The 21,840-nt window shown below is 74.5% G+C and carries 20 protein-coding genes and 6 pseudogenes; all 26 read left to right on the top strand.

Going from position 1 to position 21,840, the window contains the following annotated elements:
* Nucleotides 1-58: 58 nt before the first annotated feature.
* Nucleotides 59-934, top strand: coding sequence for a fibronectin type III domain-containing protein (locus tag MF408_RS23140; protein ID WP_240249567.1), 876 nt, complete (start codon nucleotides 59-61; stop codon nucleotides 932-934).
* 602 nt (nucleotides 935-1,536) lie between these two features.
* A complete protein-coding gene (locus MF408_RS23135) occupies nucleotides 1,537-2,502 on the top strand; it encodes a hypothetical protein (RefSeq protein WP_240249566.1) in 966 nt (321 codons plus the stop codon).
* Between the two features lie 126 nt (nucleotides 2,503-2,628).
* Complete coding sequence (gene carA, locus MF408_RS23130) at nucleotides 2,629-3,783, top strand: glutamine-hydrolyzing carbamoyl-phosphate synthase small subunit (RefSeq protein WP_240249565.1); 1,155 nt, start codon at nucleotides 2,629-2,631, stop codon at nucleotides 3,781-3,783.
* Nucleotides 3,783-7,070, top strand: a pseudogene (carB, locus tag MF408_RS23125) (carbamoyl-phosphate synthase large subunit). The gene carA and the pseudogene carB overlap by 1 nt, the downstream one beginning before the upstream one ends.
* Nucleotides 7,067-7,597 (top strand): hypothetical protein, encoded by a 531-nt coding sequence (locus MF408_RS26190; RefSeq protein WP_275693278.1) that lies wholly within the window; start codon nucleotides 7,067-7,069, stop codon nucleotides 7,595-7,597. The pseudogene carB and the gene MF408_RS26190 overlap by 4 nt, the downstream one beginning before the upstream one ends.
* Nucleotides 7,504-7,941: a hypothetical protein gene (locus tag MF408_RS26185; protein ID WP_275693277.1), complete on the top strand. Its 438-nt coding sequence runs from the start codon at nucleotides 7,504-7,506 to the stop codon at nucleotides 7,939-7,941. Before MF408_RS26190 ends, MF408_RS26185 begins: the two co-directional genes overlap by 94 nt.
* 35 nt (nucleotides 7,942-7,976) lie before the next feature.
* Nucleotides 7,977-8,102 carry a hypothetical protein gene (locus MF408_RS26180; RefSeq protein ID WP_275693276.1) on the top strand — a complete coding sequence of 42 codons (126 nt, stop codon included), beginning with the start codon at nucleotides 7,977-7,979 and terminating at the stop codon, nucleotides 8,100-8,102.
* Nucleotides 8,103-8,104: 2 nt separating this feature from the next.
* Nucleotides 8,105-8,947: an orotidine-5'-phosphate decarboxylase gene (gene pyrF, locus MF408_RS23115; protein ID WP_240249564.1), complete on the top strand. Its 843-nt coding sequence runs from the start codon at nucleotides 8,105-8,107 to the stop codon at nucleotides 8,945-8,947.
* Nucleotides 8,948-9,112: 165 nt separating this feature from the next.
* Nucleotides 9,113-9,430 (top strand): hypothetical protein, encoded by a 318-nt coding sequence (locus MF408_RS23110; protein WP_240249563.1) that lies wholly within the window; start codon nucleotides 9,113-9,115, stop codon nucleotides 9,428-9,430.
* A gap of 178 nt (nucleotides 9,431-9,608) precedes the next feature.
* Nucleotides 9,609-9,914: an integration host factor, actinobacterial type gene (gene mihF, locus MF408_RS23105; protein ID WP_240252135.1), complete on the top strand. Its 306-nt coding sequence runs from the start codon at nucleotides 9,609-9,611 to the stop codon at nucleotides 9,912-9,914.
* Nucleotides 9,907-10,521, top strand: coding sequence for a guanylate kinase (gene gmk, locus MF408_RS23100; protein WP_240249562.1), 615 nt, complete (start codon nucleotides 9,907-9,909; stop codon nucleotides 10,519-10,521). Before mihF ends, gmk begins: the two co-directional genes overlap by 8 nt.
* Nucleotides 10,522-10,531: 10 nt before the next feature.
* Nucleotides 10,532-10,867 carry a DNA-directed RNA polymerase subunit omega gene (gene rpoZ, locus MF408_RS23095; RefSeq protein ID WP_275693275.1) on the top strand — a complete coding sequence of 112 codons (336 nt, stop codon included), beginning with the start codon at nucleotides 10,532-10,534 and terminating at the stop codon, nucleotides 10,865-10,867.
* 13 nt (nucleotides 10,868-10,880) lie between these two features.
* Entirely contained in the window at nucleotides 10,881-12,128 is a 1,248-nt protein-coding gene (gene coaBC / locus MF408_RS23090) for a bifunctional phosphopantothenoylcysteine decarboxylase/phosphopantothenate--cysteine ligase CoaBC (RefSeq protein ID WP_240249561.1), read from the top strand.
* Nucleotides 12,129-12,222: 94 nt separating this feature from the next.
* Nucleotides 12,223-13,419, top strand: coding sequence for a methionine adenosyltransferase (gene metK / locus MF408_RS23085; protein WP_240249560.1), 1,197 nt, complete (start codon nucleotides 12,223-12,225; stop codon nucleotides 13,417-13,419).
* A gap of 100 nt (nucleotides 13,420-13,519) precedes the next feature.
* On the top strand, nucleotides 13,520-14,986 hold the full coding sequence (locus tag MF408_RS23080) for a hypothetical protein (protein ID WP_240249559.1): 1,467 nt from the start codon (nucleotides 13,520-13,522) through the stop codon (nucleotides 14,984-14,986).
* Nucleotides 14,970-15,566, top strand: coding sequence for a hypothetical protein (locus MF408_RS23075; protein WP_240249558.1), 597 nt, complete (start codon nucleotides 14,970-14,972; stop codon nucleotides 15,564-15,566). The genes MF408_RS23080 and MF408_RS23075 overlap by 17 nt, the downstream gene beginning before the upstream one ends.
* Before the next feature lie 194 nt (nucleotides 15,567-15,760).
* Nucleotides 15,761-16,135, top strand: coding sequence for a peptide deformylase (locus MF408_RS23070; protein WP_240249557.1), 375 nt, complete (start codon nucleotides 15,761-15,763; stop codon nucleotides 16,133-16,135).
* A 19-nt stretch (nucleotides 16,136-16,154) separates the two neighbouring features.
* Nucleotides 16,155-17,081, top strand: a complete 927-nt coding sequence (fmt, locus tag MF408_RS23065) for a methionyl-tRNA formyltransferase (RefSeq protein ID WP_240252133.1) — start codon at nucleotides 16,155-16,157, stop codon at nucleotides 17,079-17,081.
* Between the two features lie 92 nt (nucleotides 17,082-17,173).
* Nucleotides 17,174-18,497: pseudogene (locus tag MF408_RS23060) on the top strand (transcription antitermination factor NusB).
* 1 nt (nucleotide 18,498) lies between these two features.
* Nucleotides 18,499-19,068: pseudogene (locus MF408_RS27445) on the top strand (ATP-dependent DNA ligase); the annotation flags it as partial.
* Nucleotides 19,069-19,132: 64 nt separating this feature from the next.
* Nucleotides 19,133-19,189, top strand: a pseudogene (locus MF408_RS27440) (hypothetical protein); the annotation flags it as partial.
* 108 nt (nucleotides 19,190-19,297) lie between these two features.
* Nucleotides 19,298-19,457 (top strand): annotated as a pseudogene (locus tag MF408_RS27435) (ATP-dependent DNA ligase); the annotation flags it as partial.
* Between the two features lie 164 nt (nucleotides 19,458-19,621).
* Nucleotides 19,622-20,035 carry a DEAD/DEAH box helicase gene (locus MF408_RS23050; RefSeq protein ID WP_240249555.1) on the top strand — a complete coding sequence of 138 codons (414 nt, stop codon included), beginning with the start codon at nucleotides 19,622-19,624 and terminating at the stop codon, nucleotides 20,033-20,035.
* A complete protein-coding gene (locus MF408_RS23045; protein ID WP_240249554.1) occupies nucleotides 20,032-20,739 on the top strand; it encodes a helicase-related protein in 708 nt (235 codons plus the stop codon). Before MF408_RS23050 ends, MF408_RS23045 begins: the two co-directional genes overlap by 4 nt.
* Nucleotides 20,740-20,776: 37 nt before the next feature.
* On the top strand, nucleotides 20,777-21,157 hold the full coding sequence (locus MF408_RS23040; protein WP_240249553.1) for a RecQ family zinc-binding domain-containing protein: 381 nt from the start codon (nucleotides 20,777-20,779) through the stop codon (nucleotides 21,155-21,157).
* A gap of 11 nt (nucleotides 21,158-21,168) precedes the next feature.
* A pseudogene (gene rpe / locus MF408_RS23035) lies at nucleotides 21,169-21,836 on the top strand (ribulose-phosphate 3-epimerase).
* Nucleotides 21,837-21,840 lie beyond the last annotated feature (4 nt).

Below are 21,840 nucleotides of genomic sequence, written 5' to 3'. Positions count from 1 at the left end.
ACGGCGGAGCGCGCCGAGTCGGAACCGGCTCCCCAACCGGATCGCGGGTGGGTCCGGCGTGGAGGTCACGCCGCCTGCCGCTCCGGCACTGCTGTCGCTGCAGCGCACGGCCGCCGGCATCACGGTGACCTGGCAGCCCCCGGAGAACGACGGAGGCGCGCCGATCACCGGGTACCGGGTGAACGTCCTGCGCAGGGGCGCCGTGGTCGACACCCGGTCCACGGGTGCCGAGGCGACGAGCCTGCTCGTCGACGGGCTCGACCCGGCCGTCACCTACCGGTTCTCGGTCAAGGCGGTCAACGACGCCGGCGCCGGACCCGACTCGGGCCACAGCGAGCCGGTCAAGGTGGCCGACGGTCCCGTCAACAACGCCGCCACCGGAGCCCCCGCGGTCCGGCTCGCGGCACGGGGCACCGTCCTCGCCGTCTCGGGCGGGACGGTCGCCGACGCCGACGGCGTCGGTGATCTCACCTGGGTGTGGCAGCAGCGCGCGGCCGGCGGCTGGGAGGACGTGGCCACCGGGCAGCGCCTGACGGTCACCGACCGGCTGCGGGGCTCGAAGGTGCGGGCGCTCGTCCGGTTCACCGACGACGAGGGATTCACCGAGGAGCGTGCCTCCGCAGCGGTGAGGATCCGCGTCGTCGCGCCCGGCAAGCCGGGCGTCCGGGTCCGTCCCGGTCCGCGGGGCGGCGCTCGGACCGTGACCGTGCGGATGTCGGCACCGGCGACCACCGGCGGCTCGGACCTCCGCGGCTACCGGGTGGTCGTCACCCGGGCAGGCAACGGCAAGGTCAAGGCGGTGCGCCGGGTGACCACCGGCACGGCGGCTGTCTCGATCCGGCTGCCGAAGGGCACCTACCGGGTGCGGGTCACTGCCTGGAACGGCGTGGGCCACGGCGCCGCGACCGTCTCCGGGAAGGTGGCGGCCCGCTGAGGTAGCCCGCTGACACGGGAAGCGACGCGGCCCGGACCGGCACCGCCGGTCCGGGCCGCTCGCTGCTCCGACGGCTCTACCCAAAATTGCGGATTCGACCTCGGTACGCCCGGGCCGCGGCGACCACGGGCGTTCAGTTCGCGGTGGGTAAAGAAGTCGGCGCGGACGGAGGAGGTCGTCATGGGGAGAGCGTGGCTGCTGGGAAAGATGGCGTTCCTGCGCGACGACGGCACCTACGTCGAGGTCCGGGCCCTGCCGACCGTGAAGGTCATGGACCTGCTGCTGCTCCTCGCCGGCAGTCCGGGCTGGAGGTGTGCCGACCAGGTCATCGCCCAGCTGTGGCCCGACGCGGACGCCGACCACGGTCGGGGCAGCCTCCGGACGGCCGTCTCCCACCTGCGCAAGATCGTCGGCCCGGAGGGCGTGCGGAGGTCGGGCGACCTGGTCAGCCTGGGGGACGTGCTGACCGACGTCGCCGAGCTCCGCGACGCGGTGCGGGCCGTCGACGCCGCCCGCCGCGGCGGCCACGACCGGGAGGTCGCCGCCCTGGCGCGGGACGTCGCGGACCGGCTCGGCGGCGACCTCGTGGTCGGCGGCGGCTCGTGCGACGCCGTCTACCGGCTGCGCGACGAGCTGCGCGAGCTGCGGTGCCGTGCGCTCCTCGACGGTGCGGCGGCCAGCGCCCGGCTCGGCTGGATGCGCGAGAGCCTCGAGCTGGCCCGTGCCGCGGACGCCGAGGCCAGCACCGAGGAGTCCGCGCTCGCCCTGATGACCGCCTACGCCGGGCTGGGCGAGACCCAGCGGGTGGTCGACACCTTCGAGCGCCTGCGCCGCCACCTCGACGAGACCTACGGGGTCCAGCCGTCGCCCCGCTCCCGTGCGCTCTACCTGCAGGTCGTGACCGCCGGGCAGGAGGAGCGGCTCGCACCGCCGCTCTTCCACCACGACCTCGCTGCCGAGGCGGCGTCGGCGATCAGCCGCCTCGCCGGGGGCCGCTGCCCGGCGGCGTCGTCTGGCTCTACGGCGAGCCGGGCGCCGGCCGTGGCACGATCGCCCGCCGCGCGCGGCAGCTGGTCGCCGAGGCCGGTGTCGTCGCCGCCGTCGAGCTGTGCCCCGAGCTGGTGGCCGTCGACGCGGTCGAGGCGGAGCGCCTGCGCGCCGAGGCCGCTGCGACCGAGCGGGTGCTCGTCGTGCCCGTGCGCAACCGGGTGGTCGTCCCGGCCGGCGCGCCGGACGTCGTCGTCGCCGTGCCGCGACTGGACTGCGGGGAGTTCCGCTCCCTGCTGTGCGACCTGCTGCAGGAGCGGCCGTCGCCCCGGCTGGAGGCCCGGGTCTGGGCGGCGTCGGGCGGGCTCGCCGGCCGGGTGTGCCGCACGGTGCGGCGCCTGCTCCGCAACCGCGAGCTCACCTGGTCGCCCGACGGCCTCGACGTCGCGGCCCGCGAGCTGCTGCGGCCGGGGTCGACGGCGCCCGCCCGCGTCCGCGCCCTCCTGCTGCCCGTCCTGGTCCAGCTGTCGTCGTGGGCCTCGTCGCTCGAGGTGGGCATCGCCCACGCGTCCGGCCTCTGACCAGCCTCCACCGGGGACCGGACCGGCCCGGGCGCGTGTCATTGCGGGGGTCGCCGCTGTTAGGCTGGGGCCCGTCCGACATCCTTTAACGATCCGTCCCGTGAGGCGGAGAAGGAGGTACGGCGCGTGCCACCGCATGCCGCTGCCAGCCCGGGCCGCCCGGGCACCGCGATCCTGGTCCTCGAGGACGGGCGCACCTTCCACGGCGAGCCGTACGGCGCCGAGGGCGAGACGTTCGGCGAGGCGGTCTTCAACACCGGCATGACCGGTTACCAGGAGACCCTGACCGACCCGTCGTACCACCGCCAGGTGGTGGTGATGACCGCCCCGCACATCGGCAACACCGGGGTCAACGACGAGGACCTCGAGTCCCGCCGGATCTGGGTGGCCGGCTACGTCGTCCGCGACCCCGCCCGCCGGCCGAGCAGCTGGCGGTCGCGGCGTTCCCTCGACGAGGAGCTCGTCGCCCAGGGTGTCGTCGGGATCAGCGGCATCGACACCCGCGCCCTGACCCGGCACCTGCGTGAGCGCGGCGCGATGCGGGTCGGCATCTCCACGACCGAGACCGACCCGGAGGCCCTGCTCGAGCGGGTGCGCAGCCAACCGCCGATGAAGGGTGCCGACCTCGCCGCCGAGGTGACCACGCCGGAGCCCTACGTCGTGCGGCCGCACGGGGAGAAGCGGTTCACCGTCGCCGCCCTCGACCTCGGCATCAAGGCGATGACGCCCCACCGGATGGCCGAGCGGGGGATCGAGGTCCACGTGCTGCCGTCGACCTCCACGATCGAGGACGTCCTCGCCGTCGAGCCCGACGGGCTGTTCTACTCCAACGGTCCGGGCGACCCGGCCGCGACGGTGCACGAGATCGGCGTCCTCGAGCAGGCGCTCGACGCCGGCGTCCCCTACTTCGGCATCTGCTTCGGCAACCAGCTCTTCGGCCGCGCCCTCGGGTTCGGCACCTACAAGCTCGGCTACGGCCACCGCGGGATCAACCAGCCGGTGATGGACCGCACCACCGGCAAGGTCGAGGTCACCGCCCACAACCACGGGTTCGCCGTCGACGCGCCGCTCGACCGCCCGACCGACACGCCGTACGGCGTCGCGTCGGTGAGCCACGTCTGCCTCAACGACGACGTGGTCGAGGGGCTCGAGCTGCGCGACGGCGAGGGCGGCCCGCTGAAGGGGTTCTCGGTGCAGTACCACCCCGAGGCCGCCGCGGGCCCGCACGACGCCCGCTACCTGTTCGACCGGTTCTGCCAGCTCATGGCCAAGGAGGTCTGATGCCGAAGCGCACCGACATCGAGAGCGTCCTGGTCATCGGCTCCGGGCCGATCGTCATCGGGCAGGCCTGCGAGTTCGACTACTCCGGCACCCAGGCGTGCCGGGTGCTGCGGTCCGAGGGGCTGCGGGTGGTGCTGGTCAACAGCAACCCGGCGACGATCATGACCGACCCCGAGTTCGCCGACGCGACCTACGTCGAGCCGATCACCGCTGAGTTCGTCGAGAAGGTGATCGCCAAGGAGCGGCCCGACGCCCTGCTCGCCACGCTCGGCGGGCAGACCGCCCTCAACTGCGCGGTCGCCCTCGACAAGGCCGGCGTGCTCGAGAAGTACGGCGTCGAGCTGATCGGCGCGTCGATCGACGCGATCGACCGTGGCGAGAACCGGCAGATCTTCAAGAAGATCGTCGAGGAGCTCGGGGAGAGGTCGCGAAGTCGGCCATCTGCCACTCGATGGACGACTGCCTGCAGGCCGTCGAGGACCTGGGCTACCCGGTCGTCGTCCGCCCCAGCTTCACGATGGGCGGCACCGGCTCCGGCATGGCCTACGACGAGGACGACCTGCGGCGGATCGCCGGCGCCGGCCTCGACGCCAGCCCGACCACCGAGGTGCTCCTGGAGGAGTCGATCCTCGGGTGGAAGGAGTACGAGCTGGAGGTGATGCGCGACCCCAAGGACAACGTCGTCATCGTCTGCTCGATCGAGAACCTCGACCCGATGGGCGTGCACACGGGCGACTCGATCACCGTCGCGCCCGCCATGACCCTCACCGACCGCGAGTACCAGAAGATGCGCGACCTCGCGATCGGCATCATCCGCAGCGTCGGCGTCGACACCGGCGGCTGCAACATCCAGTACGCCGTCAACCCGCGCGACGGCCGGCTGATCGTGATCGAGATGAACCCGCGGGTGTCCCGCTCGTCCGCGCTGGCGTCGAAGGCGACCGGCTTCCCGATCGCCAAGATCGCCGCCAAGGTGGCGATCGGCTACACGCTCGACGAGATCCCCAACGACATCACGGCGGAGACGCCGGCCAGCTTCGAGCCGAGCCTCGACTACGTCGTGGTGAAGGTGCCGCGGTTCGCGTTCGAGAAGTTCCCGGGTGCCGACCCGGTGCTGACCACCCACATGAAGTCGGTCGGCGAGGCGATGGCGATCGGGCGCAGCTTCACCGAGGCGCTGCAGAAGGCGCTGCGGTCGCTGGAGAGCAAGGACGCGCCGTTCGACTGGGGACAAGGACTTCGTCGACCTCGACAAGCAGGCGCTGCTGGCGGAGGTCGCCAGCCCGCACGACGGCCGGCTCAAGAAGGTCATGGACGCGATCCGCGCCGGCGCCACGCCCGAGGAGGTCTTCGAGGCGACCGGCATCGACCCGTGGTTCGTCGACCAGCTGATGCTGGTCAACGAGACCGCCCAGGAGCTGATCAACGCGCCCGAGCTGACCCCGCAGCTGCTGCGGAAGGCGAAGCGGCACGGGTTCTCCGACGCCCAGCTCGGCCGGATCCGCGGGATGAGCGCCGACGTCATCCGCGGCGTCCGCCACTCGCTCGGCATCCGGCCGGTCTACAAGACCGTCGACACCTGCGCGGCCGAGTTCGCGGCGCGCACGCCCTACCACTACTCCTCCTACGACGAGGAGACCGAGGTCGCGCCGCGCGAGAAGCCGGCCGTCATCATCCTCGGCAGCGGCCCCAACCGGATCGGGCAGGGCATCGAGTTCGACTACTCCTGCGTCCACGCCTGCCTGGCGCTGAGCGAGGCCGGCTACGAGACCGTGATGGTCAACTGCAACCCCGAGACCGTCTCGACCGACTACGACACCTCCGACCGGCTCTACTTCGAGCCGCTCACCCTCGAGGACGTCCTCGAGATCGTGCACGCCGAGCAGCAGGCCGGTCCGGTGGCCGGGGTGATCTGCCAGCTCGGCGGGCAGACGCCGCTCGGGCTCGCCCAGGGGCTGAAGGACAACGGCGTCACCGTGGTCGGCACCTCGCCGGAGGCGATCCACCTCGCCGAGGAGCGCGGCGCGTTCGGGCGGGTGCTGGCCGAGGCGGGGCTGGTCGCGCCGCAGCACGGCATGGCGACCAGCTTCGGGGAGGCCCGTGCCATCGCGGAGCGGATCGGCTACCCGGTGCTGGTCCGGCCGTCGTACGTCCTCGGCGGCCGCGGCATGGAGATCGTGTACGACGAGCGGTCGCTGGAGGACTACATCTCCCGCGCCACCGAGGTCACGCCCGAGCACCCCGTGCTCGTCGACCGGTTCGTCGACGACGCGGTCGAGATCGACGTCGACGCGCTGTTCGACGGCGAGGAGCTGTTCCTCGGCGGCGTGATGGAGCACATCGAGGAGGCCGGCGTCCACTCGGGCGACTCCTCGTGCGCGCTGCCCCCGATCACGCTGGGGGAGTCGGAGATCCGGCGGATCCGCGAGGCGACCGAGGCGATCGCCCGCGGCGTGGGCGTGCGCGGGCTGATCAACATCCAGTTCGCGCTCGGCTCCGACGTGCTCTACGTGCTCGAGGCCAACCCGCGCGCCAGCCGCACCGTGCCGTTCGTGTCGAAGGCCACCGGGACCCCGCTGGCGAAGGCGTGCGCCCGGGTGATGATGGGCGAGTCGATCGCCCACCTGCGGGCCAACGGGGTGCTCCCGGCCGCCGGCGACGGCGGCAACCTGCCGCCGGAGCAGCCGATCGCCGTCAAGGAGGCGGTGATGCCGTTCAACCGGTTCCGCACCCCCGACGGCCGCCAGGTCGACACCGTGCTCGGCCCGGAGATGAAGTCGACCGGCGAGGTGATGGGTCTCGACACCGACTTCGGGACCGCGTTCGCCAAGTCGCAGGCCGCGGCCTACGGGTCGCTGCCGACCAGCGGCCGGGTGTTCGTGTCGATGGCCAACCGCGACAAGCGGCACATGGTCTTCCCGATCAAGGTGCTGGCCGACGCGGGCTTCGAGATCCTCGCCACCCAGGGAACCGCGGAGGTGCTGCGCCGCAACGGCGTGGAGACGACCGTGGTGCGCAAGCACTTCGAGGGTCCCGGCCCGGCCGGCGAGAAGACGACGGTCCAGCTGATCCTCGACGGCGAGGTCGACCTGGTCGTCAACACCCCGCACGGCACGTCGGGCGGGGGTGCGGCCCGGCTCGACGGCTACGAGATCCGCACCGCGGCCGTGCGCGCCAACATCCCGTGCATCACCACCGTGCAGGGGCTCGGCGCCGCGGTCCACGGGATCGAGGCGCTCAAGCGGGGCGACGTGGGCGTGCGGCCGCTGCAGGAGTGGAACCGTTGATCTACGGGGCGGTCTTCGACCACGGACTGTCCCGCATCGACCCCGAGGTCGCCCACCACCGGGCGATCGACGCCCTCCGGGCCGGCGCTCCCGTGCTGCGGCGGCTCCGGGTGCCGCACGACCGGCCGGTGCGGGTGATGGGGCTGGAGTTCCCCAACCCGCTGGGGCTGGCGGCCGGGTTCGACAAGAACGGCCGCGTGTTCGAGGCGCTCGGCGCGTTCGGGTTCGGCCACGTCGAGATCGGCACCGTGACCGCGCTCGCCCAGCCCGGCAACCCGCGCCCGCGCCTGTTCCGGCTGCCCGCCGACCGCGCGGTGGTCAACCGGATGGGCTTCAACAACGACGGTGCGACGGCCGTCGCCCGGCGCCTCGTCGCGCGCCGGCGCCGGCCCGGGGCCCGGTGCTCGGCGTCAACATCGGCAAGTCCAAGGTCGTGCCCGACGACGACCAGGCCGCGGTGCAGGCCGACTACGAGGCGTCGACCCGGCTGCTCGCGCCCCACGCCGACTACCTGGTCGTCAACGTGAGCTCGCCCAACACCCCGGGCCTGCGCAACCTCCAGGCGGTGGAGAAGCTCGAGCCCCTGCTCGGCCACGTCCGGCGGGTGGCCGACCGCGCCGCTGTCGACGCGGGCCGCCGGCGGGTGCCGCTGCTCGTGAAGATCGCCCCCGACCTCGCCGACGACGACGTGATCGCCGTCGCCGACCTCGCGGTCGCCCTGGAGCTCGACGGCGTCATCGCGACCAACACCACGACCGGTCGCGACGGCCTGCGCAGCCCCTCCGACGAGGTCGCCGCCGCCGGCGCCGGGGGGCTCTCCGGGGGAGCCGCTGCGCGCCCGGGCGACCGAGGTGCTGCGGCTTCTCCGTGACCGGGTCGGTCCGGGCCCGGCCCTGATCGGCGTGGGTGGTGTGTCCGACGCCGCGGCCGCGCAGGGAGCGCCTCGCCGCCGGCGCCGACCTGGTGCAGGCCTACACCGCGCTCGTCTACGGCGGCCCGACGTGGCCGCGCCGGATCCTGGAGGGACTGTGACCATGACGACGACACCGTTCGGCGAGCGGTTCGCCGCAGCGCTGGAGAGCCGCGGGCAGCTCTGCGTCGGCATCGACCCGCACGCCGGCCTGCTGCACGACTGGGGCCTCGACGACACCGTCGCGGGCCTGGAGCGGTTCGCGCTGACCGCGGTGGAGGCCGTGGCACCGCTCTGCCCGGTCGTCAAGCCGCAGTCGGCGTTCTACGAGCGCTTCGGCAGCCGCGGGATCGCCGTGCTGGAACGGGTGGTCGCCGAGTCCCGGGCTGCGGGGGCGCTGGTGCTGCTCGACGTGAAGCGCGGCGACATCGGCTCGACGTCGCAGGCCTACGCCGAGGCCTACCTCGACCCCGGGTCGCCGCTGGCCTCCGACGCGGTCACGATCAGCCCCTACCTCGGCTTCGGCTCCTTGGCTCCGTTCGTCGAGACCGCCCGCCGCCACGGCGCCGGCCTGTTCGTGCTGGCAGCGACCTCCAACAAGGAGGGCCCGGAGGTGCAGCACGCGGTGACGGCCGACGAGTTCGGTGGCCGCACCGTCGCCTCGACGATGCTGGCCCACCTGCGCGACCTCAACGCCGGCACCCGGCCGCTCGGCTCGTTCGGCGCGGTCGTCGGCGCCACCATCGACGGCAGCGGGTTGGACTTCGCGATCAACGGCCCGGTCCTGGCCCCGGGGTACGGCGAGCAGGGCGGCGCCGCCGCCGACGTCCGCCGGATCTTCGGGCCGTCCGCGCGGCACGTGGTCGCCAGCTCGTCCCGCGGGGTGCTCCGGCTCGGTCCCGACGCGGCTGCGATGCGGAGCGCGGTCGAGCGCGCCACCGACGACCTCCGCAGCACCCTCGGGTGATGCGGCGGGTCGGCGCGCGCGTCGCGACCGCGGTCCTCGTGGTCCTCGCGGTCGCAGCGGCCGCCGGCTGCGGCCGCGGGGGAGGAGGACCCGTACGCGGTCCCGGAGGAGCTCGAGGGCTATTGCGCCGAGGTCGAGCAGCAGCAGGCGGCGATCGGCGAGGCGATGGCGGCGGGTGGCCGGACCGGGCTGGTCGCGGCGCTGCCGAGCTTCGAGGCACTGGCGGAGCGCTCACCCGACGACATCGCGGACGAGTGGACGGTCGTGGTCGCCCGCACCCGGCAGCTGGTCGACGCGCTCGAGGCCGCGGGCGTCGACCCGGCGACGTACGACCGCAGACGGCCGCCGCCCGGCACCACCCCGGCGCAGCGGCAGGCGATCGACGCCGCGGCCCAGGCCCTCGTCTCGACCACGACCGGCTCGGCGATGGCCGCCGTGCAGCAGCACGCGCGTGACGTCTGCAAGACGCCGCTGGCCCTGTGAGGCCGTTCTGTCTCGCCCAGGGTCGCCCAGGGCCGCCCAGGGGTGCCCGGGGCCACCGAGGGCCGACCTCGCGTTGCCGCCCCGTCGGCTCCCTGACTACATTGACCGCTCAGGCGCTCAGCTCCCCGGCGCCGCTCGACCCGGACAGAAGGACTCGCACCCGTGGCTCTGCCCCCCACTGACCCCTGAACAGCGCCAGGCCGCCCTGGAGAAGGCAGCCGCCGCCCGGCGCGAGCGGGCCGAGGTGAAGAACCGGCTGAAGAACTCCGGTGCGTCGATCTCCGAGGTGCTGCGCGAGGGGCAGACCAACGAGGTCGTGGGCAAGATGAAGGTCGTCGACCTGCTGCAGTCGGTGCCGGGCCTGGGCAAGGTGCGGGCCCGCCAGATGATGGAGCGGCTCGGCATCGCCGAGTCGCGCCGGGTCCGCGGTCTCGGGGCGAAGCAGGTCGCCGCGCTGGAACGCGAATTCGCTCCAGGTGACTGACCCGCGTCCCGCACCGACGCGGCTGGTGGTGCTGGCCGGCCCGACCGCCGTCGGCAAGGGCACCGTGGCCGCGGCCGTGCGGCAGGACCACCCCGAGGTCTGGATCTCGGTGTCGGCGACCACGCGGGCGCCCCGGCCGGGCGAGGTCGACGGCGTCCACTACCTGTTCGTCGACGAGGCCGAGTTCGACCGGATGGTCGCCGGCGACGAGCTGCTCGAGTGGGCGGTCGTCCACGGCCGGCACCGCTACGGTACGCCGCGGCGCCCGGTGGAGGAGGCCCTCGCCGCCGGCCGTCCCGCGATGCTCGAGATCGACCTGCAGGGCGCCCGGCAGGTACGCCGGACCATGCCGGAGGCGCTGTTCGTCTTCCTGAAGCCGCCCTCGTGGGACGAGCTGGTGCGCCGGCTGGTCGGCCGCGGCACCGAGACGGGGGAGGAACGCGACCGTCGGCTCGCCACCGCGCGCGAGGAGCTCGCCGCCGAGGCGGAGTTCGACGTGACCATCGTCAACCACGAAGTTCACGATGCGGCGACCGAGTTGGTAGCCTTGATGACGCTCGGTCCGGCCGTCGACGGCGACCGGGCCCCCGATCCCAACGACTTGTGAGGCTATCCGCGTGGCTGCCCCCAACATCGCCGCCGAGGGCGTGACCAACCCCCCGATCGACGAGCTGCTGACCAAGACCGACAGCAAGTACAAGCTGGTGCTCTACAGCGCCAAGCGGGCGCGCCAGATCAACGCCTACTACTCCCAGCTCGGCGAGGGCCTCCTCGAGTACGTCGGCCCGCTGGTCGAGACCCACGTCCAGGAGAAGCCGCTCTCGATCGCGCTCCGGGAGATCAACGGCGACCTGCTCACCTGCGAGGACGTCGACCCGGCCGAGCTCGCCGCCGAGGAGGCGGCGGCTGCGCAGGCTGCGGCCGACGCGGCCTACACCGAGCCGACCGAGTGATCTGAGCGCCCCGATGGACCGGCCGCGGGTGGTCCTCGGCGTCTCCGGCGGGATCGCGGCCTACAAGGCGTGCGAGCTGCTGCGGCGGTTCACCGAGTCCGGGCACGACGTGACGGTGGTGCCGACCGAGGCCGCCCTGCGGTTCGTCGGCGCCCCCACCTGGGCGGCCCTCTCGGGCAAGCCGGTGGCCACCGAGGTCTGGGACGACGTGCACGAGGTGCCGCACGTCCGGATCGGCCAGGCGGCCGACCTGGTGGTCGTCGCGCCGGCCACCGCCGACCTGCTGGCGAAGGCGGCGCACGGGCTCGCCGACGACCTGCTCACCAACACCCTGCTGACGGCCCGGTGCCCGGTGGTGCTGGCGCCGGCGATGCACACCGAGATGTGGGAGAACGCCGCCACGACCGCCAACGTCGCGACGCTCCGCTCGCGCGGCGTGCTGGTCGTCGAGCCTGCGGAGGGCCGGCTCACCGGCGCCGACACCGGCAAGGGCCGGCTGCCCGAGCCGGAGGACGTCTTCGCGCTCTGCCTCGACGTGCTCGCCCGCCAGGGCGGACCGGGTGAACCGGCCGCCGACCTCGACCTGGCCGGCCGCCACGTCGTGGTCTCCGCCGGCGGCACCCGGGAGCGGCTCGACCCGGTCCGGTTCCTCGGCAACCGGTCCTCGGGCCGCCAGGGGCACGCACTGGCACGGGCCGCCGCGGCGCGCGGAGCCGCGGTCACCCTGGTCTCGGCGAACGTCTCGCTGCCCGACCCCGCCGGCGTCAAGGTGGTGCGGGTCGAGTCGACCGCCGAGATGCGCGACGCGGTGCTGACCGCGGCGGCGGGCGCGGACGCGGTGGTGATGGCGGCGGCCCCTGCCGACTTCCGGCCGGTGACCACTTCCGGCACCAAGATCAAGAAGGCCGCGGACGGCTCGGCGCCGACCATCGAGCTCGAGCAGAACCCCGACATCCTCAAGGAGCTCTCGACCCACCGGCCCGGGCCCGCGACGGTCGTCGTCGGGTTCGCCGCCGAGACCGGCGACGAGACCGGCTCGGTGCTCGACCTGGCCCGCGCCAAGCTCGCCCGCAAGGGCTGCGACCTGCTGGTGCTCAACGACGTCAGCGGCGGCGCCGTGTTTCGGGGCCGAGGACACCGAGGCGGTGATCCTGGCCGCCGACGGGGGCGCGACGGAGGTGCCGCGGGGGAGCAAGGGTGCCCTGGCGCACCGGATCTGGGACGAGGTCGTCGCCCGGTTCCCCACCGCGTGAGACCCTGAGACGCCGTACCATCACCCGCCGGTCCTCGTATCGTTGGACCGGCTGCGGGCCCGGTGAGGCCCCGATGTCGCCCGAACCGAAAGCGAGACAATTGTGGCTGGACGCCTCTTCACCTCTGAGTCCGTGACCGAGGGTCACCCCGACAAGATCGCGGACCAGATCAGCGACTCGGTCCTCGACGCGATGCTGGCGCAGGACGCCCAGAGCCGGGTCGCCGTCGAGACGCTGCTGACCACGGGCCTCGTGGTGGTCGCCGGTGAGGTGACCACGTCCGGGTACGTGGACGTCAAGCAGGTCGTGCGCGACCGGATCCTCTCGATCGGCTACGACCACTCCGACAAGGGCTTCGACGGCACCACCTGCGGCGTGATGGTCGCGATCGGCGGCCAGTCCGGCGACATCGCCCAGGGCGTCGACACCGCGCACGAGACGCGGCTCGGCGAGTCCGCCGACGAGAAGGACCAGCAGGGCGCCGGCGACCAGGGCCTGATGTTCGGCTACGCCTGCGACGACACCCCGGAGCTGTTCCCGCTGCCGATCAAGGTCGCCCAGACACTCTCCGAGCGGCTGTCGGCGGTCCGCAAGGACGGCACGATGGACTACCTCCGTCCCGACGGCAAGACCCAGGTCACCATCGAGTACGACGCCGACAACCGCCCGGTCCGGATCGACACCGTGGTGCTCTCCACCCAGCACGCCGACGACATCGACCTCGAGAACACCCTCCAGCCGGACATCAAGAAGCACGTGATCGACCCGGTGCTGGCGACCTTCGACATCCCGTCGGAGGGCTACCGGCTCCTCGTCAACCCGACCGGCCGTTTCGTCACCGGCGGCCCGATGGGCGACGCCGGCCTCACGGGCCGCAAGATCATCGTCGACACCTACGGCGGCATGGCCCGCCACGGCGGCGGCGCGTTCTCGGGCAAGGACCCGTCGAAGGTCGACCGCTCCGCGGCGTACGCCATGCGCTGGGTGGCCAAGAACGTGGTCGCCGCGGGCCTGGCCCGTCGCTGCGAGGCGCAGGTCGCCTACGCGATCGGCAAGGCGGCCCCGGTCGGCGTGTTCGTCGAGACCTTCGGCACCGGTGTGATCGCGGACGAGAAGATCCAGGAGGCCGTGCTCGACGTGTTCGACCTGCGGCCCGCGGCGATCATCAGCGACCTCGACCTGCTGCGGCCGATCTACGCGCAGACCGCCGCCTACGGCCACTTCGGCCGCGAGCTGCCGGACTTCACCTGGGAGCGCACCGACCGCGCCGACGCGCTCCGGGCCGCTGCCGGGGTCTGACCAGGCCACCAGCACCCACGAGCACGCGCCCGCCGCTGCCGTCCACAGGGACGGGCGGCGGGCGCGCCGCGTGTCGCGCCCTGCTGCTAGACATCTGCACATGACGCCCGACGAGCCCGACACCGCCCTGCCGGGGCTGGTGCGGGCCGCCGCCCGGGCGTCGGGGGAGCGGGCCCGCGCGCGCCGGGCCCGGCAGGCCGCCGCCGTCGAGCCGGCGGCGACCGCGCCGGTCGCGCGGGTCCTGGTCGACCTGCCCCTCGCCCACCTCGACCGCACCTTCGACTACGCCGTCCCGGCCGGGATGGCCGACGACGTGCGCCCGGGGGTGCGGGTGAAGGTGCGGTTCGCCGGCCAGGACGTCGACGGGTTCGTGGTCGAGCGCACCGACGCCAGCGACCACCCGGGCCGGCTGGCCCCGATCCGCCGGGTGGTCAGCGCCGAGCCGGTGCTGACCCCGGCCGTCGCCGAGCTGTGCCGGCGGGTGGCGGACCGCTACGCCGGCACCAGCGCCGACGTACGCCGGCTCGCGGTGCCGCCGCGGCACGCGACGGTCGAGAAGGAGCCGGCGCGGCCCGCGACGCCCCCGCCCGCCGTGACCGGCGCCGAGGAGGCCTGGGCCGCCTACCCGACCGCCGGCGCCTTCCTGCGCCACCTGCGCGACGGCGGCGCCCCGCGGGCCGTGTGGGCGGCGGCTCCCGGCGACGACTGGCCGCTGATGATCGCCCATCTCGCCGCGGCCGCGTCGGGGGGCGGCCGCGGCGCCCTCGTGTGCGTGCCCGACCACCGCGACGTCGGTCGCGTCGACGCCGCGCTGCGGGAGCTGCTCGGCGACGACCAGCACGTCACCCTCCGGGCCGGGCCGGGGCCCGGCCCTCGCCACCGCGACTTCCTGCTCGTGAGCAGGGGAGCGCGGCGGATCGTGGTCGGCACGCGGTCGGCGGCGTTCGCGCCGGTGCACGACCTCGGCCTGGTGGTGGTGTGGGACGACGGCGACGACCTGCACGCGGAGCCGCGGGCGCCCTACCCCCCACACCCGCGAGGTGCTGCTCGAGCGGGCCCGCATCGAGGGCACCGCAGCGCTGGTCGGCGGGTTCGGCCGCAGCGTCGAGGCCGAGCAGCTGCTGCGCTCCGGCTGGGCCCGCGAGCTCGCGATGCCGCGCGCCGAGGTGCGCCGTCGGGCGTTGGTCGGTGTCGCCGGCGGTTCCGAGCACGCCCTCCGCCGCGACCCCCACCCGGCACGCGTGCCCACCGAGGCGCACGACGCGATCCGGTGGGGGCTCGAACGAGGTCCGGTGCTCGTGCAGACGCCGCGCGCGGGTTACGTGCTCGCGCTCGCGTGCGACCGCTGCCGCACCCCCGCCCGCTGCGGCCGGTGCGCGGGGCCGCTGCAGCTCACCGGCGCCACGACGCCGCCGCAGTGCCGCTGGTGCGGCACCGAGGCCCCGGGATGGACGTGCGGCGAGTGCGGGGGCCACGGGCTGCGGGCGCCCGTCGTCGGCGACGCCCGCACCGCCGACGAGCTCGGCCGTGCGTTCGCGCCGGTGCCGGTCGTGACCTCGTCGGGTGAGCGGGTCCGCGCGAGCGTGCCCGACGGGCGCCGGATCGTCGTGGCGACCCCGGGAGCCGAGCCGGTCGCCGACGGCGGCTACGCGGTCGTCGTGCTCCTCGACACGTGGCTGCTGCTCGCACGCGACAGCATGCGTGCGGCCGAGGAGGCGTTGCGCCGCTGGGCCAACGCGGTGGGGCTGCTGCGGCCGGGCGGTCGGGCCCTGGCCGTCGGCGAGCCGGGGGCGCCGGCCCTGCAGGCGCTCGTCCGCTGGGACCACGCCGGCTTCGCTGCTCGGGAGGCCGACGACCGGCGCGAGGCCGGGCTCCCGCCGGCGACCCGGGTCGCGACCATGACCGGCGACCCCGGGGCGCTCGACGACGCCCTCACGCTGCTCGGCCGCCCCGAGCACGCCGAGGTGCTGGGGCCGCTCACCCTGCCCCCCGCCCGCCCCGGCGACGACCCGGAGGAGCGGGCCGTCGTCCGGGTGCCGCGCAGCGAGGGACCCGAGCTGTCCCGCGCGCTCGCCGAGCTGCAGCGGCTGCGCTCGGCGCGCAAGCTCGACCCGGTGCGCATCCAGGTCGACCCGCTCGAGATCTAGGGCACCTCCTAGACTGACCCGCGTGGCCATCCGACCGATCCGCCTCTTCGGCGACCCCGTGCTCCGCAAGCCGGCGACCGAGGTCGTCGACTTCGACGCCGAGCTCCGGCAGCTGGTCGGCGACCTGACCGACACCATGCTCGACGCCCCGGGGGGCGGGTCTCGCAGCCCCCCAGATCGGCGTCGGGCTCCGGGTGTTCACGTGGTACGTCGACGGCGAGGTGGGCCACCTCGTCAACCCGAGGCTGACGCTCTCCGACGAGCTCCAGGACGGCCCCGAGGGCTGCCTGTCGATCCCGGAGCTGACCTTCGACTGCCGGCGGGCGCTCCGGGTGGTGGCCGAGGGGTTCGACATGCACGGCGAGCCGGTGCGGATCGAGGGCTCGGAGCTGCTGGCGCGCGCGCTGCAGCACGAGACCGACCACCTCGACGGCATCCTCTTCGTCGACCGCCTCGACCCGGCGGCACGCAAGGCCGCCATGAAGGAGATCCGGGAGTCGGAGTGGTTCGGCCTGGAGCGGCCCCGGGTCAAGGTCTCGCCCCACCCGACCGGCGGGTTCGGGCGGTGACCCGTCGATGAACCCGTCGCTGCGTGTCGTCTTCGCCGGCACCCCCGAGGTCGCCGTCCCCGCGCTGGACGCGGTGGCCGCGTCCCGCCACGAGCTGGTCGGCGTGGTCACCAGGCCCGACGCCCCCGCAGGGCGGGGCCGGCGGCTCACGCCCAGCCCGGTCGCGGCCCGGGCCGAGGAGCTCGGCGTCCCGGTCCTCAAGCCCGAGCACCCGCGCGACCCCGAGTTCCAGGAGCGGCTGCGCGCGCTCGGTCCCGACTGCTGCCCGGTGGTGGCCTACGGGGCGCTGATCCCGCAGAGCGCGCTCGACATCCCGGTCCACGGCTGGGTCAACCTCCACTTCTCGCTGCTCCCCGCCTGGCGCGGCGCCGCTCCGGTGCAGCACGCGATCTGGGCCGGCGACGAGGTCACCGGCGCCACCACGTTCCGGATCGTCCGCGAGCTCGACGCCGGGCCGACGTTCGGCGTGATGACCGAGACGATCCGCGCCACCGACACGGCGGGCGAGCTGCTCGGCCGGCTGGCCACCGGCGGCTCCGAGCTGCTCGTCGCCACGCTCGACGGCCTGGCCGACGGCTCGCTGGAGGCCCGGGAGCAGCCGGCCGAGGGGGTCACCCTCGCGCCGAAGATCACCGTCGACGACGCGCGGGTGGCCTGGCACGAGCCGGCGACCGCGGTCGACCGCCGGGTCCGGGCGTGCACGCCCGCACCCGGTGCGTGGACGACGTTCGAGGACGAGCGGGTCAAGCTCGGGCCGGTGGCACCGGTCGTCGACGGACCCGACCTCGCGCCCGGCCAGCTCGCGGTCGGCAAGCGCGACGTCCTCGTCGGCACCGGGACCGTCCCGGTGCGGCTGGGTGAGGTGAAGGCGTTCGGCAAGAAGCAGATGCCGGCCGCCGACTGGGCTCGGGGCGCCCGGCTCGCGGACGGCGCGAAGCTCGCGTAGGCGGAGGGAGCCCCCCATGCCCGACACCCGCCGGCGTCGGCCGGTCCCGCCGTCCCGCCCCCGTCGACCCCGCCCGCAAGGCCGCGCTCGAGGTGCTGCGCCTGGTCCGCACCGACGACGCCTACACCAACCTGGTGCTGCCGGCGGTGATCGGCCGGCACCGGCTCGCGCCCCGGGACGCCGCTTTCGTCACCGAGCTCGCGTCCGGTGCGATCCGCCGGCAGGGCACCTACGACGCCGTCCTCGCGGCCTGCATCGACCGGCCCCTGCGCAAGGTCGAGGTCGGGATCCTCGACGCGCTGCGGCTCGGCTGCCACCAGCTGCTGTCGATGCGGGTGCCGCCGCACGCCGCGATCAGCACGACCGTCGACCTCGCGCACGCGAAGGCCGGTCCCGGCGGAGCCGGCTTCGTCAACGCCGTGCTCCGCAAGGTCTCGACGCTCGACCTGGACGGCTGGGTCGACCGCCTCGCGCCGGACGGCGCCGGAGGCGGCGGTGCCGCCGGGCGCGACGCCCGGATGGACCGGCTCGCGCTCGCGCACAGCCACCCGCGCTGGGTCGTCGACCTGCTCGACGTGGCGGCGCCCGACGACGACCTCGACGCCCTGCTGGCCGCCGACAACGTGCCGCCGAAGGTGACGCTCGTCGCCCGCCCCGGCCGCTGTGAGCGGTCCGAGCTCCCCCGGCACGCCGACGCCGTACTCGCCGTACGGTGTGGTGCTCGACGGCGGCGACCCCGCGGACGTCCCCGCGGTGGCCGAAGGTCGCGCGGGCGTGCAGGACGAGGGCTCGCAGCTGGTGGCCCACGCGCTGGCGACGGCGCCGGTCGAGGGCCGCGACGAGCGGTGGCTGGACCTGTGCGCCGGCCCGGGCGGCAAGGCGGCGCTGCTGGCCGCCCTGGCGGCCGGCCGGGGAGCGGGCGTGGTGGCGGTCGAACGCCACCTGCACCGCGCGGGCCTGGTCCGTCGCGCCGTCGGCGCCGACGGCGTGCTCGGCGTCGTCAGCGCCGACGGTGCCCGCCCGCCGCTGCGGCCGGGCTCGATGGACCGGGTGCTCGTCGACGCCCCCTGCACGGGCCTGGGCGCGCTGCGCCGCCGGCCCGAGGCACGGTGGCGCCGCAGCCCCGACGACCTGGTGACCCTCGTGCTGCTGCAGCGCCGCCTGCTGGCGAGCGCGGTCGACCTGGCCCGGCCCGGCGGCGTCGTGCTCTACGCGACCTGCTCGCCGGTGCGCGCCGAGACGGTCGACGTCGTCTCGTCGGTCGTCGGCCACCGCGGCGACGTGGCGCTCGAGGACGTGCGCCCGCTCCTGCCGGGGGTGACCGGTGCCGACGACCAGCTCGAGGGCACGGCGCAGCTGTGGCCGCACCGTCACGGCACCGACGCGATGTTCCTCGCGCTCCTGAGGAAGCGCTGACGTGGCGTCGCCGTTCGTGGAGGTCGAGGTCGACGACCGGGTGGTCAAGGTGACCAACCCCGACCGGGTCTACTTCCCCCGAGGCCGGCGGCGCCACCAAGCTCGACGTCGTCGAGTACTACCGGGCGGTCGGGCCGGGCATCGTCAACGCCCTGTGGGAGCGGCCCTGCATGCTCCACCGCTTCCCAAGGGCCTGGCGGGGGAGAAGGTCCACCAGAAGCGGCTCCCGAAGGGCGCCCCCGCCCTGGTGGAGACGGTGCAGCTCCACTTCCCGCGGTGGAACCGCACGGCCGACGAGCTGTGCGTCACCGAGCTCGGTGCCGTGATCTGGGCGGTGCAGATGTCGACGGTCGAGTTCCACCCGTGGAACAGCCGGCGCGGCGCCACGGAGCAGCCGGACGAGTGGCGGATCGACCTCGACCCGGGCCCGGAGACGCCCTACGCCGACGTCCGCCGGGTCGCGCACGTCGCCCGCGAGGTGCTCGACGACCTCGGCGCGGTCGGCTACCCCAAGACCAGCGGGAGCAAGGGCCTCCACGTCTACGTCAGGATCCGGCCCGACCACGACCACAAGACCGTGCGCCGGGCGGCCCTCGCGTTCGCCCGCGAGGTCGAGCGTCGCGCCCCCCGACCTGGTGACGACCGCCTGGTGGAAGAAGGACCGCGACCCCGCGCAGGTCTTCGTCGACTACAACCAGAACGCGCGCGACCACACCATCGCCGCGGCGTACTCGCTGCGCGGGCTGCCCCGACGCCCGGGTCTCCACCCCGGTCCGGTGGGACGAGGTCGACGACGCCGACCCGCGCGACTTCACGATCCACACGGTGCCGGCGCGGTTCGCCGAGATCGGCGACCTGCACGAGGACATCGACGACCACGTCTTCGACATCGCCCCGCTGCTGGAGTGGGCGGACCGGGACGAGGCCGAGGGGGAGCCCGACGCCCCCGAGGAGTCCTGAGCGCCACCCGGTGGCGAGGATGCCGCGACCCGCAGCGGGTATCGGGGGCGGGTGAACTCCAGGGACATCGAGGAGCTGGCGCGGCGCGAGTTCGGCCACGACAGCCTGCTGCCGGGCCAGGGGAGGTCGTCCGGTCGCTGAGCAGCGGCCGCGACGTGCTCCTGGTGTCGCCGACGGGCTCGGGCAAGTCGCTCGTCTACCAGCTGGCGGGCCTGGTGCTCGACGGGTGCACGGTCGTGGTCTCGCCGCTGCTCGCGCTGCAGCAGGACCAGGTCGCCAGCATCGAGGAGGCGCCGGCCGACGTCCACGCCGCGCGGCTCAGCTCGGCGGAGACCGAGCGGGAGCGCGCCGAGACGCTCGAGGCGGCGGCGAGGGGCGAGGTGGAGTTCCTCTTCCTGGCCCCCGAGCAGCTGGCGAACCCCGAGGTCCGCGAGCGGCTGGCCGCCCTCCGCCCCGGCCTGGTCGCGGTCGACGAGGCGCACTGCGTCTCGGCCTGGGGCCACGACTTCCGCCCCCCGACTACTTCCGCCTCGGCGAGCTCGTCGCCGACCTCGGCACGCCCCGGGTCGTGGCGATGACGGCGACCGCGGCCCCGCCGGTCCGCGACGACGTGGTCGAGCGGCTGCGGATGAGGGACCCGCGGACCGTCGTGACCGGGTTCGCCCGCGACAACCTCGAGCTCGCGGTGGTGCGGGCCAGGGACGAGGACGACCAGCGCACGACGGTCCTCGAGACGGTCGTAGGGGCCGACGGCGCCGGCATCGTCTACTGCCGGACCCGTCCGGCAGCGGAGGAGTACGCCGCCCTGCTGGTCGAGGCGGGCCGCCGCACGGCCGTCTACCACGCCGGCCTGGGGCATCGGCGCCGGGAGCGGACGCACGAGGCGTTCATGGCCGACGAGGTCGACGTCGTCGTCGCGACCTCCGCCTTCGGCATGGGCATCGACAAGCCCGACATCCGCTTCGTGGTCCACGCGCAGGTCCCGGAGTCGCCCGACACCTACTACCAGGAGGCGGGCCGGGCGGGGCGCGACGGGCGTCCCGCGACCGCGACCCTCGTCTACCGCCCGGACGACCTCGCGCTGGGGCGGTTCTTCGCCGCCGCGGTGCCGAAGCGCCGCGACGTCGAGCGGGTGGTCGCCGCGGTCGCCGAGGGGCGCGGCCGACGCGGCGGCCGTGGCCGCGCACGCGGGCACCGGCCGCCGGCGGGCGGGGCGGATCCTCAACCTGCTGGAGATCGCGCGGGAGACCCGGGAGCCCGTCGACCCTGCCGATCCTGCTGACCCCGCGGACCCTGCAGGCCCTGCTGACCCTGCTGACATGGTCGACGCGGTGGTCGAGATCGCCGAGTCGCACCGGATGCTGGAGCGGTCGCGGGTCGACATGATGCGGGCCTACGCGGAGACCGACCGTTGCCGGTCGGAGTTCCTCGTCGGCTACTTCGGCGAGCGGGTGCCGCGCTGCGGCAGCTGCGACAACTGCCGCAGCGGCGCGGCGCCCGAGCCCGCGGCAGCCGAGGAGGTGCCGTTCGCCGTCCAGTCGCGCGTGGACCACGAGGAGTTCGGCACCGGCATGGTCACCGACGTGGAGGAGGACAGGGTGACCGTGCTGTTCGACGAGGTCGGCTACCGCACGCTGTCGCTCGCGGTGGTCGAGGAGCAGCGGCTGCTGCGGCCCGCCGGCCGGGGCGACGTGGCCTAGGATCACCGGCCGTGGGCATCCAGATCACTCCCAGCATCCTCAACGCCGACTTCGGCCGGCTCGCCGACGAGGTGGCCCGGATCCCGGGGCCGACTGGGTGCACGTCGACGTCATGGACAACCACTTCGTCCCCAACCTCACCTTCGGGCCGACCATGGTCGAGGCGCTCGCCCGCAGCACCGAGGTGCCGCTCGACGCGCACCTGATGATCGAGGACGCCGACCGCCACGCGCCGGCGTACGTCGAGGCGGGCTGCGGCTCGGTGACGTTCCACGTCGAGGCCGCCCGGGCACCGGTGCGGCTGGCCCGCGAGATCCGCGCGGCGGGTGCCCGGGCCTCGATGGCGCTGCGGCCCGCGACCCCGATCGAGCCCTACGAGGACCTGCTGCCCGAGCTCGACATGGTGCTGGTCATGACCGTGGAGCCCGGGTTCGGCGGCCAGAAGTTCCTCGACCTGTGCCTGCCCAAGATCCGCCGCACCCGGGCGCTGCTGGACCGGCACGGCTTGGAGACCTGGCTCCAGGTCGACGGCGGGGTCTCGCTGGAGACGATCGAGCGCTGCGCGGAGGCCGGCGCCGACGTCTTCGTCGCGGGCAGCGCCGTCTACTCCGCCGACGACCCCGACGCGATGGTCGCCGCGCTGCGCGACCGGGCCGAGGCGGCAGCCGCCGCGGGATGACCCG

Origin of the sequence: Nocardioides sp. TF02-7, from assembly GCF_022437945.1 — a bacterium.
Taxonomy (GTDB): Bacteria; Actinomycetota; Actinomycetes; order Propionibacteriales; family Nocardioidaceae; genus Nocardioides.
This window is presented reverse-complemented; position numbering and strand designations above follow the sequence as displayed.

What these genes read in the sequence shown, in the direction of transcription:
- pyrF (WP_240249564.1), top strand. Translation starts at nt 8,105, where the DNA reads ATGACGACGACACCGTTCGGCGAGCGGTTCGCCGCAGCGCTGGAGAGC.
- MF408_RS23110 (WP_240249563.1), top strand. Translation starts at nt 9,113, where the DNA reads ATGGCGGCGGGTGGCCGGACCGGGCTGGTCGCGGCGCTGCCGAGCTTC.
- coaBC (WP_240249561.1), top strand. Translation starts at nt 10,881, where the DNA reads ATGGACCGGCCGCGGGTGGTCCTCGGCGTCTCCGGCGGGATCGCGGCC.
- MF408_RS23080 (WP_240249559.1), top strand. Translation starts at nt 13,520, where the DNA reads ATGACGCCCGACGAGCCCGACACCGCCCTGCCGGGGCTGGTGCGGGCC.
- MF408_RS23045 (WP_240249554.1), top strand. Translation starts at nt 20,032, where the DNA reads ATGACGGCGACCGCGGCCCCGCCGGTCCGCGACGACGTGGTCGAGCGG.
- MF408_RS23040 (WP_240249553.1), top strand. Translation starts at nt 20,777, where the DNA reads ATGGTCGACGCGGTGGTCGAGATCGCCGAGTCGCACCGGATGCTGGAG.